Source organism: Neoroseomonas terrae, from assembly GCF_018129025.1.
GTDB lineage: Bacteria > Pseudomonadota > Alphaproteobacteria > Acetobacterales > Acetobacteraceae > Neoroseomonas > Neoroseomonas terrae.
The window spans coordinates 226,347-243,815 of record NZ_JAAEDI010000001.1; the positions used below are offsets into that span (position 1 = coordinate 226,347).

The 17,469-nt window shown below is 69.3% G+C and carries 13 protein-coding genes; 7 read left to right on the forward strand and 6 right to left on the reverse strand.

What is annotated here, in order from left to right; all coding sequences use genetic code 11:
* Positions 1-66: 66 nt before the first annotated feature.
* Positions 67-1,005: a zinc metalloprotease HtpX gene (gene htpX / locus GXW78_RS01095; protein ID WP_211865282.1), complete on the reverse strand. Its 939-nt coding sequence runs from the start codon at positions 1,003-1,005 to the stop codon at positions 67-69.
* Between the two features lie 56 nt (positions 1,006-1,061).
* Here htpX and GXW78_RS01100 point away from each other — a divergent pair, with 56 nt between their 5' ends.
* Positions 1,062-1,238, forward strand: coding sequence for a DUF1674 domain-containing protein (locus GXW78_RS01100; protein ID WP_211865284.1), 177 nt, complete (start codon positions 1,062-1,064; stop codon positions 1,236-1,238).
* Between the two features lie 32 nt (positions 1,239-1,270).
* Positions 1,271-1,654, forward strand: coding sequence for a DUF2237 family protein (locus GXW78_RS01105; RefSeq protein ID WP_246521734.1), 384 nt, complete (start codon positions 1,271-1,273; stop codon positions 1,652-1,654).
* 57 nt (positions 1,655-1,711) lie between these two features.
* Here the strand turns inward: GXW78_RS01105 and GXW78_RS28400 are convergent, their stop codons facing one another.
* From GXW78_RS28400 to GXW78_RS01130, 5 genes are all read right to left on the reverse strand, one after another.
* A complete protein-coding gene (locus GXW78_RS28400) occupies positions 1,712-3,976 on the reverse strand; it encodes a hybrid sensor histidine kinase/response regulator (RefSeq protein ID WP_211865288.1) in 2,265 nt (754 codons plus the stop codon).
* A 114-nt stretch (positions 3,977-4,090) separates the two neighbouring features.
* Positions 4,091-5,317 (reverse strand): MFS transporter, encoded by a 1,227-nt coding sequence (locus GXW78_RS01115; protein ID WP_211865290.1) that lies wholly within the window; start codon positions 5,315-5,317, stop codon positions 4,091-4,093.
* A 2-nt stretch (positions 5,318-5,319) separates the two neighbouring features.
* Positions 5,320-8,208 (reverse strand): DNA polymerase I, encoded by a 2,889-nt coding sequence (gene polA / locus GXW78_RS01120; protein WP_211865292.1) that lies wholly within the window; start codon positions 8,206-8,208, stop codon positions 5,320-5,322.
* The gene (locus tag GXW78_RS01125) at positions 8,198-8,410 is read right to left on the reverse strand and encodes a zinc-finger domain-containing protein (protein ID WP_246521735.1); all 213 of its coding nucleotides are present in this window, start codon (positions 8,408-8,410) and stop codon (positions 8,198-8,200) included. Before GXW78_RS01125 ends, polA begins: the two co-directional genes overlap by 11 nt.
* 113 nt (positions 8,411-8,523) lie before the next feature.
* Positions 8,524-9,108, reverse strand: coding sequence for a TetR/AcrR family transcriptional regulator (locus GXW78_RS01130; protein ID WP_211865296.1), 585 nt, complete (start codon positions 9,106-9,108; stop codon positions 8,524-8,526).
* Positions 9,109-9,231: 123 nt separating this feature from the next.
* On the opposite strand from GXW78_RS01130, the gene GXW78_RS01135 reads away from it, so the two are divergent.
* The 5 genes from GXW78_RS01135 (at position 9,232) to GXW78_RS01155 (ending at position 17,462) form a co-directional block, all read left to right on the forward strand.
* Complete coding sequence (locus GXW78_RS01135) at positions 9,232-10,407, forward strand: efflux RND transporter periplasmic adaptor subunit (RefSeq protein WP_211865298.1); 1,176 nt, start codon at positions 9,232-9,234, stop codon at positions 10,405-10,407.
* A 69-nt stretch (positions 10,408-10,476) separates the two neighbouring features.
* Positions 10,477-13,653 (forward strand): efflux RND transporter permease subunit, encoded by a 3,177-nt coding sequence (locus tag GXW78_RS01140; RefSeq protein WP_211865300.1) that lies wholly within the window; start codon positions 10,477-10,479, stop codon positions 13,651-13,653.
* 147 nt (positions 13,654-13,800) lie between these two features.
* Complete coding sequence (locus GXW78_RS01145) at positions 13,801-15,156, forward strand: LLM class flavin-dependent oxidoreductase (RefSeq protein WP_211865302.1); 1,356 nt, start codon at positions 13,801-13,803, stop codon at positions 15,154-15,156.
* Positions 15,157-15,266: 110 nt separating this feature from the next.
* Positions 15,267-16,139: a glutathione-dependent disulfide-bond oxidoreductase gene (gene yghU / locus GXW78_RS01150; RefSeq protein ID WP_211865304.1), complete on the forward strand. Its 873-nt coding sequence runs from the start codon at positions 15,267-15,269 to the stop codon at positions 16,137-16,139.
* 102 nt (positions 16,140-16,241) lie between these two features.
* Positions 16,242-17,462 carry an efflux RND transporter periplasmic adaptor subunit gene (locus GXW78_RS01155; RefSeq protein ID WP_211865306.1) on the forward strand — a complete coding sequence of 407 codons (1,221 nt, stop codon included), beginning with the start codon at positions 16,242-16,244 and terminating at the stop codon, positions 17,460-17,462.
* Positions 17,463-17,469: the final 7 nt, after the last annotated feature.

Sequence of the window (17,469 nt, forward strand, 5' to 3'; positions counted from 1 at the left end):
CCGTGGAGCAACGGCTGGGCGGACATGGCTCAGGCTCTGGCGAGCCACCTTGATGGCCCAGCGTCCTTACGCCCAGGGATTGCGGCGCTCGCCGTTGCTCCAGGGGCCGGGCGCGGGTTGCGGCGCCGGCGCCGACCGCCCGCCGCCCCGGCCCATCCGCCCTGCCAGTTCCTGTAGCGCCGCGACGCGGTTCTCGGTGCGCGGATGGGTCGAGAACAGGTTGTCCATCCGCGCCCCTGACAGCGGGTTGATGATGAACATGTGCGCGGCGGCCGGGTTGGCCTCCGCACCGTAGTTCTGGATCTGGTGCGCGTAGCCCTCCAGCCGCTGCAGCGCCGATGCCAGGCCGAGCGGATTGCCTGTGATCTCGGCACCCACGCGGTCGGCTTCATATTCGCGGGACCGGCTGATCGCCATCTGCACCACGGCGGCGGCGAGGGGGGCGAGGATCAGCATCAGGATCATGGCGATCGGGCCGAAGGGGCTACCGTTGCGCTCCCGATTCGCGCCGCCGAAGATCATGCCGAAATTGGCGAGCATCGAGATCGCGCCGGCGACGGTCGCCGTCACCGTCATGATCAGCGTGTCGCGGTTCTTGATGTGCGCGAGTTCGTGCGCGATGACCCCGGCCACCTCCTCCTCGCTCATCAGGTTCAGCAGGCCCGTGTTCACCGCGACCGCCGCATTGGCGGGGCTGCGGCCGGTGGCGAAGGCGTTCGGCTGGTCCTCATGAATCACGTAGAGCGCAGGCATGGGGAGGCCGGCGCGCTGCGCGAGCTGCCCGGTGATTTCATACAGCCGCGGCGCATCATGCGGCCCGATCGGCTGGGCATTCTGCATTCGCAGCACCATCCGGTCGCTGTTCCACCAAGCGAACAGGTTCATCGCGCCGGCGAACAGCAACGCCAGGATCATGCCTTGCTGCCCGGCGATGGCGAAGCCGAGCCCGCCGAACACCGCCGTCAGCGCCGCCAGCAGCACCGCCGTGCGAAAGTAACCGCTCATTCGTCCACCCCCACCTGCTGCACCCGAGGCCGCGACAGACTACATGGTCCCGCATCATGACCGAGACGACCCCCGACGACACCCGCCCCGCGCCCGCCACCGCGCCTGTGACCGATGCGACGCCCCCGAGGCCCACCGCCCCGAAGCTGCCGAAGGAAATCGGTGGTCCCGCCGGGCCCGAGCCCACCCGCTTCGGCGACTGGGAACGGAAGGGCCGGGTCAGCGACTTCTGATGCCGCCGCTCGACGAAGGAGCCGTTCGCGGTTTGCCGCCACGCCCACAGGCGCGCAACGTGTTGGGCGGGGCGTTGCTGCCCTGTTCGGTAGCGCCGCTGACAGGCTTCTTTCGCGACGGCTGCTGCAACACGGGTTCCGGCGACCACGGCCTGCATGTGGTTTGCGTCGAGGTCACCACCGCCTTCCTTGCCTTCAGCCGGTCGGTCGGCAACGACCTGTCCACGCCTCGGCCGGAATACGGCTTCGCCGGGCTACGATCGGGCGATCGCTGGTGCCTCTGCGCCGACCGGTGGGAGGAAGCGCGCCGCGCCGGGATGGCGCCGCCCGTGCTCCTGGAGGCGACGCATGAGGTCGCGCTGGAGCGCTGCCGGCGGGAGGATCTTGTGGCGCACGCGTTGACGGACGGCGACTGACAGGATCTCGAGGGACGTGGAGTTCCTCGCGGCCGCCCCGGCGCTCCCCGATGGGGTTCAGTTCCGCGTCGTCAGCGCGACCCGGTGGCTGGCCCGCCATGGCGTCGTCGCCATGGGTCGGCTGCGCTGCGCGATCGCCGTGATGCGCCCGAGCACCAGATCCACGTCGTAAGGCTTTCCGATCAGTTCGAATTCGCCGGCCCCGCCGTGCTTTGCCAGCGCTTCCGCTGCATAGCCCGACGCCAGCAGGATCCCCACGGCGGGGCGGAGCTTGCGCGCCTCTCGCGCCAAATCAACGCCGCTCATGCCACCGGGCATCACCACGTCCGAGAAGATGACGTCCGCCGGCACGCCTTCCCGCAGCAATTGCAGCGCGGTCGGCCCATCCGACGCGGCGAGGACCGAGAAGCCTGCATCGGTAAGCATCTCGACCGCCACGCCGCGGACGGCGGGTTCATCCTCCACCACCAGCACCGAGACGCCGGCGCCGGAGACGGGCGTGGCAGCGGCGGCCGGTGGCGGGTTGCGGCTGGCTGCGGCGGTCGCTTCGACCTCGGATCCCAGGGGCAAGTAGAGTGTGACCGTCGTGCCGCGCCGAGGCGCGGACTGGATCGCCACATGCCCGCCGATCTGGCGCATGAAACCGAACACCTGGGACAGGCCGAGGCCCGTGCCCTGGCCGTCCTGCTTCGTGGTGAAGAAGGGCTCGAAAGCCCGCTCGCGCACCTCGGGCGGCATGCCCTCGCCGTTGTCACGCACCTCGATCGCCACATAGGGGCCGGGTTGTGCTTCCAGATTGCCGGCGAGGGCCTGTTCCTGCAGCCAGGCGCGGCGGGTGACGATGCGGATGGTCCCGCCGCGCGGCATCGCGTCCCGCGCATTGATGACGAGATTCAGAAGCGCCGCCTCGAGCTGCGCGGCGTCAGCCCGGCAGACCGGCAACTTCTGGTCCAGCGTCAGGTCAAGCACGACCGATTCGTCGAGCGCGCGGCGCAATAGGGGACGAAAGTCCCGCAGCAGCTTGTTGGCGTCGACGGTGGCCAGCACCAGTGGTTGCCGACGGGCGAAGGCCAGCAGGCTGGCATTCAGCCGGGCCCCCCGCTCGACGGCGGCGCCGGCGGCGCTGAGCAGCCTCCGTGTACGGTCGTCGGCACCCTGCCCGAGATGCCGTTCGAGGGCCCGTACCGTACCCAGGATCGCCGTCAGCAAGTTGTTGAAGTCATGCGCGACGCCGCCTGTCAGGCGCCCGAGGCCCTCCATGCGCTGCGCGTTGCGCAGCCCATCCTCCGCAACCTCTCGCCGGGCGATCTCGGCATGCAGGTCGGCGGCGTTCGCTTCGAGCCGCGCGAAGGTCTTCAGGTCCTGCCGCTGCTGCCGACGGTTGGCGAAGGCGACGAGGGCCAGCAGCACGCCGCCCACGGCGCACCCGATTCCGATCACTGTCGCCCGGACGAACGAACCGTTCTCCTCCTTCAGCGCCGGCGCGGTGTAGACGATGCTGAGCGGCAGCGAGTCGAGCCGGCGCCAGGAGACGTATTGCGGCTCCGGGTCGCCGAAGGGATCGGAGGCGCGCCAGGCGGCGCGGCTCGGCTGTGCCACCAGGGCGCTGCCTAGCGTGTCGCCCGGCGGCAGCACGATGGGCCTGCCCGGCGGCGCACCCTCGCGTAGCAGCACCGTCCCGTCGTCTCGTACCAGCGCGAAGCGGGCGCCCGGCCGGCGGCTCTCCCGCGTCCAGGCGGCGAAGAAGGCCTCGGCCCGCAGCGCGGCGACCACGACGCCGTCGGCGGGCCGCCCCTCACCGGCGCGGCCGCGGGCGACGAGGAAGCCGACGCCCTGCGCGGCGAGGTCTTGCGGCGCCGGCTTGAAGGTGACGGTGCTACTCGCTTCCCGCGCAATGATCGGCACCGCGAAACCGCCGGGTTCACCTCCAGGCGCGGGATCCGGGCCGCCGGCGACAGCCACGCGACCATCGGGCCGGATTCCGGCGAGGAAGGCGATGGCCGCCGGCGGCGCCGCCTCGATCCGCCGCAAATCGGTGTGGATGGTGGCGCGGCGCGACTGGACGTGTGGCCAGCTCAGGCCGGCCATGGCGTCCTCCGCGCGATCCAGCGCGCGAATCGCGCCGTCCAGGATGCGCAGCGTCTGTTCGCCGGCAATCAGGGTGGCGGTCGTGCCTTCGTTGCGCAGGGCGGCGCGCCGGTGCTCCTGGTCGACATGCATCAGCCCGGCGAACAGCAGGCCGGGCAGGATGATGGCAGCGGCGAGGATCGCCCCCGGCGCCACCGGGCGGCTCACCAGTCGCGTCTTGACGGGTCGGCTCACCAAACGACCAATCCCCTGCGTGATCCGTCGGCCGTGCGGCCATCCGGCGCGCGGCTCCCCCTCGGGCAGCGCATTATGACACGTCTGTGCTTCACGCGCAGGTGAAGACCGCGATCACTCCGCCGGGGCGGCGGCCGCCACCGCGCGGCGCCGGCGCAGGCGCCATTCCTGCGCGAGTGCCATCACCGCGGTCATGAGCATGAAGGAAGCGGCGGCGAAGAAGATCAGCATCGGGCGGCCGCCGTCGAGCATCCAGCCATAGAGCAGCGGGGCCGCCATGCCGCCGATGTTGAACCCGGTCGAGACGATGCCGAACACCGCCCCCGCCTGGCCGGGGGGCGCGGCCGCCCGCACCAGCATGTCGCGTGACGGCATGATCATGCCCGACATGAACCCGGCGAGCGCCATGACAGGCACCAGCAGGAATGCAGGGAGGGCCAAGCTGCCCACCAGCAGTACCAGCGCCGCCGCCGAGCCGACGCCAAAGGCTGCGACCAGCCCATGGTTGCGCGTGCGGTCGGCGATTACGCCACCGGCGAGGACGCCGAAGGCGCTCGCGAACAGGAAGAAGGTCAGTGCCAGATTGGCCACGGTAAGCGAGAAACCCTGGCCATCGACCCAGGCGGCAACCGCGAAGTTCTGGATACCGCCATTCGACATGGCGAGGCTGATGAAGAACAGCATCATCGCCAGCACGGCCGGGGACAGCACTGCGAGAGCACGGCTGCCGGAGGGGCCGGCGGCCGGCTTCGCGGCAACGGTCCGTGGCGCGGCCTCCGGCGCACGGGCGAACAGCAACGGCGCGGCCGCAAGCGGCCCAAGCAGACCTGCGGCGATCAGCGCAGCGCCCACGCCGAGCCAGGCGCCGATGCCGAGCACGAAGGCCGGCGCAATTGCCCCACCCATGAAACCGGCGAAGGTGTGGATGGAGAACGCGCGCCCGACCCGTTCTTCCGCCATCGAGGCGCCGAGGATCGCGTAATCCGCCGGGTGGTAGACGCTGTTCGCGAGCCCCGCCAAGGCGGCGGCGGCGATCAGCCAGGCATAGGTGCCGGTCAGCCCCAGCATGATGAAGGCGAAGCCGCCCAGCATCAGCGCCGCGACGAGCATCCGTCGCGGTCCGGCGCGGTCGACGATGAAGCCCATCGGCGCCTGGGTGAAGGCGGAGACGACGTTGAAGGCGGTCAGCGCCAGGCCGAGCTCGATATAGGAGACGCCGAGCGAATCCCGCAGCAGCGGGAACAGCGGCGGGATCGTCAGGATATGGACGTGGCTGACGAAATGGGCGCCGCAGATCTGCGCCAGGGTGCGGCGTTCCTGCGCCGTCCAGCCAGCAGCCATGGTCAGTGGGCCTCGGCCCAGGAATGGCCGGTGCCGATCTCGACCGACAGCGGCACGCGCAGGGTCGCGACCGATTCCATGATGTCCTTCACGATGGCGGAGGTGGCGGCGATCTCGGCGTCCGGCACCTCGAAGACCAGTTCGTCATGCACCTGGAGGAGCATCCGGGTCTTCAGCCCCGCCTGTTGCAGCGCGCGGGGCAGGCGGACCATGGCGCGCTTGATGATCTCGGCCGCACCGCCCTGGAAAGGGGCGTTGATGGCGGCGCGCTCGGCGCCGGCGCGGCGCACCGGGTCCTTGGTCGCGATGTCCGGGATCCAGAGCTTGCGGCCGAAGGGCGTGCGGACGAAGCCGTGAATGCGGGCTTCCTCCTTGCAGCGCTCCATCTCCTGACGGATGCCGGGGTATTGCGCGAAATAGGCGTCGATGATGCTGCGGCCTTCCGCCGGCGGGATGCCGAGGCGCGCCGCCAGGCCGAAGGCCGACATGCCGTAGATGATGCCGAAATTGATCGTCTTGGCGCGCCGGCGGGCTTCCTTGTCCACCTTGCCCGGTTCCAGGTGGAAGATTTCGGCCGCGGTCCGCGCGTGGATGTCTTCCCCATTTGCGAAGGCCTCGCGCAGCGTCGGCACCTCGGCGAGATGGGCGAGCAGGCGGAGCTCGATCTGCGAATAGTCGGCCGAGAGCAAAACGTGCCCCGGTTCGGCGACGAAGGCGCGGCGGATGCGCAGCCCTTCCTCGGAGCGCACAGGGATGTTCTGCAGGTTCGGGTCGTTAGAGGACAGCCGGCCGGTCGAGGTGCCCGCCATCCCGTAGGAGGTGTGGACGCGCCGGTCGATCGGATCGATCTGCGAGGCCAGCGCCTCGACATAGGTCGATTTCAGCTTGGCGAGCTGGCGCCAGTCGAGCACGCGTCGGGCGAGGTCGATGCCCTGGTTCGCCATCTCCTCCAGCACCGAGGCATCGGTGGAATAGGCGCCGGTCTTGCCCTTGCGCCCGCCGGGCAGCTTCATCTCGTCGAACAGGATCTCGCCGAGCTGCTTGGGCGACCCGACATTGAAGGCGCGGCCGGCGAGGCCGTGTATCTGCTGTTCCAGCACCACGAGGCGGGAGGCGAAATCCTCCCCGATACGGGCGAGTTCCGCGCCGTCCACCTTGATGCCCGCGGCTTCCATGCCGCGGAGCGTGCCGACCATGCGGCGTTCGACCTGCTCATACAGCGCGAGCGAGCCTTCCTCTCGCAGTCGTGGGTGCAGCAGTAGCCACAGGCGCAGCGTGACGTCGGCATCCTCGGCGGCGTAGGCGGTCGCCTTGTCGAGCGGCACGCGACCAAAGGGGATGCGCGCCTTGCCGGTGCCCGTCACCTCGTCGAACTTGATCGGCTGGTGGTTGAGATGCGCCACGCACAACTCATCCATGCCATGGCCGCGACGACCCGCCTCCATAGCGTAGGAGATCATCATCGTGTCGTCGATCGGGGCGATCGTGGCGAAGCCGCCATTCTCGGCGCGGGCGAAGACTTCCAGATCGTACTTCGCGTGCTGGAACACCTTCAGCACGGTCGGGTCTTCCAGCAGCGGGCGCAGCAGGGCGAAGGCGCGTTCAGGGGCGATCTGCACGGGCGCCGGCTCGGCGAGCATGTCGCCCTCGCTGCCGTGGTGCAGCGGCACGTAGCAGGCCTTGCCCGGAGCGGTCGCCAGCGAGAAGCCCACCATCGTCGCGCGGCGGGCGTCGAGGCTGTCCGTCTCGGTATCCATCGCCACGACGCCGGCAGCCGTCGCCGCGGTGATCCATGCGGCGAGCGCCGGCTCGGTCGTCACCGTCTCGTAGGACCCGAAGGGCGCGGCGAGGTCGGGGGGGACCGGGCCCGGCGCCGGCGCATGGGTGATGGCGGCCGGGACGCCGACGCGGCGCGGCGCTTCAGCGCCGTCCCCGAGCTTGCCGAGCCGCGCGAGCAGCGACCGGAAGCCCATGGCCTTGAGGAAGCCTTCCAGTCTGCCATCCGGCGGCGGCTTCGCCGCCATGTCCGCGATCGGGCAGGGCATGGGGGCCGCATCGTCGAGCGTCACCAGCCGCCGGGAGACCCGCGCCTGCTCGGCATTCTGGATCAGCGCCTCGCGCCGCTTCGGCTGCTTGATCTTCTCGGCATTGGCCAGGAGCGATTCGAGGTCGCCATACTCGGTGATGAGCTGCGCCGCGGTCTTGATGCCGATACCCGGCACGCCAGGGACGTTATCCGTCGAATCGCCGGCCAGCGCCTGAACCTCTATCACCTTGTCCGGCGTCACGCCGAACTTCTCGAAGACCTCTGGCTCGCGGATCGGCTTCTGCTTGATCGGATCGAGGAGCTGCACACCCGGGCGCACGAGCTGCATCAGGTCCTTGTCAGAGGAAACGATCGTGACCCGCCCGGGGCCTTCTTCCAGGAATGCCTTGGCATAGGCGGCGATCAGGTCGTCGGCCTCGAAGCCCTCGGACTGGGCGCGGCAGACGCCGAGCGCATCCGTCGCATCGCGGATCAGCGCGAACTGCGGAATCAGATCCTCGGGCGGGTCGGGGCGATGCGCCTTGTAGTCAGGGTAGAAATCGTTGCGGAAGTTAAGTCGCGCGGCATCGAACACCACCGCGATGTGGCTCCCGGCATGGCGCGTGAGGAACTGCGACAGCATGGAAGTGAAGCCGTAGACGGCGTTCACCGGAACCCCTTCCGGGTTCGTCATCGGTGGCAGCGCGTGATAGGCGCGGAAGATGTAGCCCGAGCCGTCGACCAGGATCAGGTGGCGCTCGCCGGGCGGCACCGTGGGCAGCGCCTCCCCGCCGGCCGCCGCATCCGCCGCCGCCGTGCCCCGCGGCCTGCCGGCCTCGGGGGGGCGGGTCGAATCAGTGTCCATGATCCTCGCCCGCACCCTCGGCGAGCACATAGGTGATGGAGCAATAGGGGCAGCAGACCTCACGGTCCTCGATGGTCATCCAGATTCGCGGATGGCCGAGCGAACCCGCCGCCTCGCCATCGCAGGCGACCTTGCGGGACTGCACCTCAATGCGCTGGTCCGGCGTCACGCCGGCCACGGGCGTCGGGGTGTATCCGGTCATCAGGGGATCGCGCATCGCAGGCCTCGTCTTGCTGGCGCCAGCATAGTCGGGACGGCCGGGCCCGGCCAGGGGCGGGCCGGTCCGAGGCTGGAACGCGCCGCGGCAAACGCGCCTCAGCCCTGCGTCAGGGAGGCGTCGATCAGCAGCGCGGTGGTGCGGCGCAGAGCATCGGCGGCGCGCTGTTCGCCAAGATAGCTGCGCGTGGCGATGGCGCCCTCGATGGCGAGCGCCAGATCATCCGCCAACTCGCCAGGATTGCGCGCGCCAGCTTCTTCGGCGAGGCCGCGAATGCGCTCACGGCAGCCACGCTTGAAGTCCGTCACGACCTTATAGGTCGGGTGCTCCGGGTCGCGGAATTCCGCCTGCGCCAGTAGCATCGGGCAGCCGCAGACGCCGGGCTCCGCCACATCCACCGCCGTCACCTCGATCATCGCGGTGAGCTTGGCGGCCGGGGTTTCGGCAGCCGCGAGGGCTTCGTCGATCCAGGCATCATACTCGGCGGCGTCGTCGGCCAAGATCGCCGCCACCAGCGCGTCCTTGCTGGGGTACGCGCGGTAGAGGCTCATTTTTGTGGCGCCCGCCACGCGGCAGACCTCCTCGACACCGGTGGCGCGGATGCCCTGGCGCTCGAACAACTCGCGCGCGGCCTCCTGGATCCGCTCGGCAGCCTTCGGTTTCGCGACGACGTCGCCCGGCATGGTGGTTGACCTCCTTCACGCAACTGGTGCGGTGCAGAAAAAAACCGCTTGATGATACCGACCGGTCACTCTATTTGGCGGCGAGACGAACCGGTCGGTAACATCGCTACCAGGAGATAGGCCATGCCCTCCCCCTCGCGCAAGGCTTCCGAACAGACCGAAGGCCTCTGGACGTCATGGCTGGCCCGCTTCCAGGGCGCGGCCGTCGGCGTCGCACTCACCGCCGTTGCCCCCGCTGCCATGGCCCAGCCGGCCCCGCCGCCTGTGACGGTTGCGGCGCCGCTCGCCCGGCCGGTGACGGAATGGCAGGAACATACCGGCCGGGTGGAGCCCTCGGCCCGGGTCGATATCCGCGCACGGGTTTCGGGCCAGGTCGATGCGGTGCATTTCACCGATGGCGCCATCGTGCGGCAGGGCGATCTGCTGTTCACGATCGATCAACGGCCTTTCAGCATCGCCCTGGATACGGCGCGCGCCGACGTCGCGCGCAATGAGGCACGCTTGCTGCTCGCCGAGCAGCAGGTGGCCCGTTACGAGCCGCTCGCCGCCAGCCGGATCGCGCCGCAGGCGGAACTCGACGCAAGGCGGTCGGCGCTGCGCGAGGCCCAGGCCGGCCTTGCCGCAGCCCGCGCTGCGGAGCAGCAGGCGGCGCTCGACCTCGAATTCACGGAGATCCGCGCGACGCGCGCCGGGCGCATCAGCGACCGCCGCGTCGATGCCGGCAATCTGGTCCAGGCCGGCCAGACGCTGCTGACGACGCTGGTGGCACTGGACCCCGTCTACGTCACCTTCGACGCCAGTGAGGCGGAGTACCTTCGCCAGGCCCGCGCCGCCCAGGGCCGGTTGCGCAACGGCCGCCTGCCAGTGCAGCTCCGCCTGCTGGACGAGGCCGACTTTTCCCGCGAGGGCCATGTCGACTTCGTGGACAGCGTCTTCGACCCGCGCAGCGGCACCATCCGCGCCCGCGCCGTGGTGCCGAACGCCGACCTGTTCCTGACGCCGGGCAGCTTCGCGCGCGTCCGCCTGTCGACCGGCGAGGCGCCGGCGCTGCTGGTGCCGGACGCCGCGGTGATGGCCGACCAGACCGGGCGGATGGTGCTGACGGTCGGTGCTGACGGCACCGTCATGCCGCGCCAGGTCCGGCTCGGTCCGCTCAGCGAGGGGCTGCGCGTCGTCCGAAGCGGCCTGACGCCCGAGGACCGGGTCATCATCGGCGGCCTGCACCGCGCCCGGCCCGGTGGGCGAGTGACCGCCGAACAGGGCCGCATCGGCCCGAGTCCGATCGCCTCGGCCGACTAAGGCCAGGCACTCCTTTCCGTCCCCTCAGGCTGCGCGCATCGCGCGCGGCGAAGCCGAAGGCTTGCCACGATGCGCCTCGCCCGCTTCTTCATTGATCGCCCGGTCTTCGCCGCGGTGATCTCGATCGCCATCACGCTGGTCGGCGCCATCGCCGCCTTCCGGCTGCCGATCTCGGAATACCCGCAGATCGCGCCGCCCAGCGTCACGATCACCGCGCTCTATCCCGGTGCCTCGGCCGAGACCATCGCCGAGACGGTCGCCGGTCCGATCGAGCAGGAGGTGAACGGCGTCGAGGGGATGCTCTACGTCTCATCCCAATCGACCGGTGACGGTCGCCTGACGGTGACGGTGGTGTTCCGCCAGGGGGTCGACGCCGACCAGGCGCAGGTGCTGGTGCAGAACCGCGTCGCCGTGGCTGAGCCGCGGTTGCCCGAAGAGGTCCGCCGCCTGGGCATCACCGTGCGCAAGGCGAGCCCCGACTTCCTCATGGTGGTGCACATCACATCCCCGGACGGCAGTCGGGACCATGAATACATCTCCAACTACGCAACGCTGAACATCAAGGACCGCATCGCGCGCATCGACGGCATCGGCGACGTCCAGGTGTTCGGCGCGCGCGATTATGCGATGCGCGTCTGGCTCGACCCCGATCGTATCGCTGCGCGCGGGCTGACGGCGGGCGAAGTGGTGGATGCGCTGCGCCGCGCCAATGTGCAGGTCGCCGCCGGCGCGTTGGGCCAGGCGCCGCGCACGGATGCGGCCGGTGCCTTCGAATTCTCCGTGCTCACACAGGGTCGTCTCGCGTCGCCCGAGCAGTTCGGCGACCAGATCATCGCAACGGGCGAGCACGGCGCGCCGCTGCGCCTGCGGGACGTGGCGCGCGTCGAGATCGGCGCGGCGGATTATTCGGTCAATGCGTTGCTGAACAATCAGCTCGCCACCGCGATCGGCGTGTTCCAGCGGCCGGGCAGCAACGCGCTGGAAACCGCCGCGGCGGTGCGCGCCACGATGGAGGAGGCGGCGCGCAGCTTCCCGCCGGGCATTGGCTACAGCCTGGTCTATGACCCCACCCGCTTCATTGCCCAGAGCATGGAGGCGGTGTTGATGACCTTCATCGAGGCCGTGGTGCTCGTCGTCCTCGTCGTCATCCTGTTCCTGCAGAATTGGCGCGCGGCGGTGATCCCGCTGCTCGCCATCCCGGTCTCCATCATCGGCACCTTCGCGATCCTGCTCGCCCTCGGCTTCACGTTGAACACGCTGACCATGTTCGGCCTGATCCTGGCGATCGGCATCGTCGTGGACGATGCCATCGTGGTGGTGGAGAACGCCGAACGACACATGGCCAATGGGTTGTCGCCGCTCGAGGCCGCCCGCAAGACCATGGACGAGGTCGGCTTTGCGCTGATCGCCATCGCCCTGGTGCTGGTCGCGGTCTTCGTGCCGACGGCCTTCATTCCGGGCATCTCGGGTGCGTTCTATCAGCAGTTTGCCGTGACGATCTCGGTGGCGACGCTGCTTTCGGCGCTGGTATCGCTGACACTGTCGCCAGCGCTCGCCGCCATGATGCTGAAGCCGCACGGGCACGACCATGGCAGGCGACCGCTGCTGCTGCGGCCCTTCGGCGCCTTCGCGCGCGGCTTCAACTGGTTGTTCGACCGGCTGTCCATCGGCTACGGCGGTATGACGCGGCGGCTGATCCGTATCCCCGTGCTGCTGATGCTGATCTATGGCGGGCTGCTGGCGGCGACGGGCTGGACCGTGACCTCGACGCCGACGGGGCTGATCCCGCCGCTCGACCGCGGGTACGTCATCGCGGCGTTCCAGCTGCCGCCGGGGGCGAATCTCAGCCGCACCGACGCGGTTGTCCGCCGTGCCTCCGACGCCATTCTCGCGACGCCGGGCGTCGAGGCGTCGGTCGCTTTCGTCGGCTTCGACGGCGCCACCTTCACCAACGCGCCCAATGCCGGCGTGATCTTCGCGACGCTGCAACCCTTCGAGGATCGCACGGCGCAGGGGCTGACGCTGGCCGGCATCCTGGGCGACCTCCAGGGGCGGCTGATGGGCGATCCGGACGCGATGGTCTTCGTGCTGTCGCCTCCCTCCGTCCCTGGCATCGGCACCGGCGGCGGCTTCAAGCTGATGATCCAGGATCGCGCCGGCCGCGGCCCGCAGGAGATGGAGCGCGCCATGCAGGCCGTGATGATCGCGGCCAACCAGATGCCCGGCATCGCCTTCGCCTTCAGCCTGTTCAACACGGCGACACCGCAGGTCCACACCGCGATCGACCGGTCGCGCGCGGAGATGCTCGGCGTACCGGTCAGCCGCGTGCACGAGGCGATGGGCGTCTACCTCGGCTCCGCCTTCGTGAACGACTTCAATCTGTTGGGCCGTACCTGGCGCGTCACCGCGCAGGCCGACGCCCCCTTCCGCACGAATGTGGAGGACATTGCCCGGCTGCGCACCCGCAGCGACAGCGGCGCGATGGTGCCGCTCGGCAGCATCGCGACCTTCCAGGAGACGTCGGGTCCGTACCGCATGCCGCGCTACAACCTGTTCCCAGCGGTCGAGCTGCAGGGCGAGGCGCTGCCGGGTGTGTCGACGGGCCAGGCCATCGCGATCATGGAACGCGTGCTGGCGGAGAACCTGCCCGAGGGCTTCAGCTACGAATGGACCGAGATTGCGCTGCAGGAGAAGATGGTCGGCAACACCGCGCCGATCGCCTTCGGGCTGGCGGTGGTCTTCGTCTTCCTTGTGCTGGCGGCGATGTATGAAAGCTGGCTGCTGCCGCTCGCCATTGTGTTGATCGCACCGATGTCGGTGCTCGCGGCATTGCTCGGCGTGCGGTGGGCGGGGCTCGACAACAACGTGCTGGTGCAGGTTGGGCTGGTGGTCCTTGTCGGCCTTGCGGCGAAGAACGCGATCCTGATCGTGGAATTCGCTCGCGCGGCTGAGGAGGAAGGTGCGTCGCGTTGGGATGCCGCGGTCGCCGCCGCGCGTACACGGCTGCGGCCAATCCTGATGACCAGCCTGGCCTTCATCCTCGGCGTCCTGCCGCTGACCATCGCGACGGGGGCGGGGGCGGAGATGCGGCAGAGCCTGGGCGTGGCCGTGTTCTACGGCATGCTCGGCGTGACGCTCTTCGGGTTGCTGTTCACGCCGGTGTTCTATGTGGTCGCCCGCGCCCTGGCGCGGAAGCGGCGGGCGGCCGAGCCGGTCGCGCATGCGGCGGGGCCGGCGGGTGGATAAGGCGTGCGCCGGGGCGGGGCTTTGCCTCCTCCCCGGGCAGATGCGCAGCACGGCATTGCACCCCTGTCGCCCCTACTTCCGCCCTGCTCATGACCGGCGCAGACTGCGCCCCGCAGCCCGAGGGGTCTGCCAAGCAGGAGGAAGGGCATGGCATCCAGCCGCAAGATCGCTCTCGCGATCCTTGTTCAACCGACCGGATACCATGCGGCGTCCTGGCTTCACCCGAGCACCGACCTCGCCTCGGCGACCAGCATCGAATGGTATCGCGACGCGGCGCTGACCGCGGAGAAGGGCCTGTTCGACCTGTTCTTTATCGCCGACACCCCGGCCGCGCGGACGGCGCAGCTCGAAGCCTACAGCCGCTTCCCGATGTTCATGAACGTGTTCGAGCCGATCACCCTGCTGTCGGCGCTGGCGGGCATGACGACGCGCATCGGCCTGGGCGGCACGGCGAGCACAAGCTTTTCTGAACCCTACAATATAGCGCGGCAGTTCGCCTCGCTCGATCACCTCAGCCATGGCCGGGCCGCGTGGAACGTCGTCACCTCGGCAAATGATTTCGCGGCCCGCAACTTCGGGCATGAGAAACTGCCGCCCCATGCCCTGCGGTATGAGCGAGCGAGCGAGTTCGTCGACGTGGTGCAGAAGCTCTGGGACACCTGGGAGGACGATGCATGGATCCGCGACCGCGCGCGCGGTCAGGTGTTCGAACCGTCCAAGCAGCATGTGACCGCCCACGAGGGCCAGTTCTTCAAGGTTCACGGTGCGCTGAACATCGAGCGCACGCCGCAGGGCCAGCCTGTCATCATCCAGGCCGGCGCGTCGGATACGGGCCGCGACTTCGCGGCGAGCGTAGCCGAGGTGGTCTTCGCCTCCGACAGCACGGTGGAGAAAGCGAAAGCGTCGTACGAGGATCTCAAGGGCCGCATGGCGAAGTTCGGTCGCGACCGCGACGAGATGAAAGTGCTGGCCGGCAAGCCGAACCTGCTGGCGCACAGCGCGCAGGAAGCGGAGGACATGTACCGGACGCTGCAGGAGATGATCCATCCGGTCGTCGGCAAGATGCGCCTCGGCATGGACCTCGAGGCGGATCTGTCGGACCTCGATCCCGACCAGCCGATCCCGGAAGACCGGATTCCGCAGAGCGCCAATTTCCACCAGGCCTACTACCATCACATCATCGGCCTGATCCGGCAGGGCCTGACGCTGCGCCAGCTCTGGCAGCGCTACGAACGCGGGCACGAGACCTTCCGCGGCACGGCCGAGCAGATGGCCGACCACATGGAGGAGTGGTTCTCCGCCGAGGCCTGCGATGGCTTCATGATGACGTTCAGCCTGATGCCCGGTGGCCTCGCCTTCTTCGTCGATCATGTCGTGCCGATCCTGCAGAGGCGGGGACTCTATCGCACGGAGTACACGGGCCGGACGCTGCGGGAGCATCTCGGCCTGAAGCGGCCCCCGAACAGACACGTCGCAGCCAGCCCGCTCGCTGCCGCACAGTAGGTCGGCTGACGGAGACGGGCGTGCGCGGCCGATCAGCGGCCGCAAGGACCCTGGCGCATCCGCTGCGGCACACCAACTGGATGGCACGTCACCCCCATGGAGCCCATCCGATGAGTGCTGCCGAGTATGAGCCGCCGAAGGTCTGGACCTGGAACAAGGCCAATGGCGGCCGCTTCGCGAACATCAACCGACCCGTCGCCGGCCCGACGCATGAGAAGGAACTGCCGGTCGGACGCCACCCGCTGCAGCTCTATTCGCTCGCCACGCCGAATGGGGTGAAGGTGACGATCATGCTCGAGGAACTGCTCGCCCTCGGCCATGCCGGCGCGGAGTACGACGCCTGGCTGATCCGCATCGGCGAGGGCGACCAGTTCGGCAGCGGCTTCGTCGCCGTCAATCCGAACTCGAAGATTCCCGCGCTGCTCGACCGCAGCGGACCGACTCCGGTGCGGGTCTTCGAATCGGGCGCGATCCTGCTGCACCTTGCGGAGAAGTTCGGCGCCTTCCTGCCGAAAGACGGCCCAGCCCGTGCCGAGACGCTGTCCTGGCTGTTCTGGCAGATGGGCAGCGCGCCCTATCTTGGCGGCGGCTTCGGGCATTTCTACGCCTATGCGCCGACCAAGATGGAATACCCCATCGATCGCTTTGCGATGGAAGCCAAGCGCCAGCTCGACGTGCTTGACCGGCGCCTGGCCGAGTCCGAGTTCATCGCGGGGGCCGACTACACCATCGCCGACATGGCGATCTGGCCTTGGTATGGTGGGCTGGTGAAGGGCTGGATCTACGGCGCGGCCGAATTCCTCGACGTCCAGTCCTATTCCCACGTCCAGCGCTGGGCGGACCTCATCGCCGAACGCCCGGCAGTGAAACGCGGCCGCATGGTCAATCGCATGCAGGGCGATCCATCCGGGCAGCTTCGCGAGCGGCACGCCGCAAGCGATTTCGAGGAACGGACGCAGGATAAGCTCGATGCCGCGGACTGAGAGTTTCGTTTTGTTGCGACGCAGCAAATTCGCTTGACCGCGGATTGGAAACTCGTCAGTTTCGAAGCCTAAGAAACTGACGCGTTTCCATTCGAGGTCATCATGCCGGTTTTTGCCGATCGTTGGGTGCGTGGCCGCCGCGCGACCCTGCTCACGGCCGTGCTCTTCATCCTGCCGCTACTGTCTGCCTGCGATGATGGGCCGAGCCATCCGGCCCAGGCGGCGTCCGCGCCGGCGAGACCGGTCGACGTGACCGTAACGACGCTGCGCCAGCAGCCGGCGCCGGTCAGTATTGTGCTGCCGGGCCGGACCACGGCATCCCAGGTCGCGGAGGTCCGGCCCCAGGTCGGCGGCGTGCTGCGGGAGCGGCTGTTCACCGAAGGTGAGACGGTCAACGCCGGCCAGCCGCTGTTCCGGATCGATCCCGCGCCGTACCAGGCGGCGCTGGACACGGCCGAGGCGGCGCTCGCGCGCGCCCAGGCGACGGCGGGGTCCGCCGAGATCACCGTTAACCGCTATCGCCCGCTGGTGCGCGCCCGTGCCGTCAGCCAGCAGGACCTCGACACGGCGGAGGCGACGCTGCGGCAGGCTCAGGCGGACATTGCCTCGGCCGAGGCGGCAGTCGACACGGCGCGCATCAACCTCGGCTACACGGTGGTGAATTCCCCGATCGCCGGGCGGACGGGCCGTGCTTCGGTCACCGTTGGCGCGCTGGTCACTGCCAACCAGGCGAGTACGCTGGTCACCGTCACGCAGCTCAACCCGATCTACGTCGACATGACGCAGCCGAGCGCGGCCCTGCTGCGCCAGCGCCGCGACATCGCCGAAGGCGTGTTGCGCCGCGAATCGACGGACCGCGCCGCGGCTGTGCTGATTCTCGAGGACGGCACGGAATATCCGCAGCGCGGAGAGATCCAGTTCTCCGAGGTCATCGTCGACCAGGGCACCGGCTCGGTCACGCTGCGCGCCGTCTTCCCGAACCCGGACGGGCTGCTGATGCCCGGCATGTTCGTGCGCGCCCGCGTCGAGGAAGGCACGATCGACCGCGCCCTGCTGGTCCCGCAGCAGGCCGTCAGCCGCACCCCGCGTGGCGAGCCCATGGCCTATGTCGTCAACGCCGAAGGCGTGGTGGAACAGCGCGTGCTGCAGACCAGCCGCGCCATCGGCACCAACTGGCTGGTGACGGCGGGGCTCAGCCCCGGCGACCGCGTCGTGATGGAAGGCATCCAGCGCATCCGCCCCGGCGCGAAGGTCAACGCGACCGAAGCGCCGGCGGCGCCGGCGGCGACCGCCGCAGCCACCCCCGCCCGCACCGGCGGCTGAGCCCAGG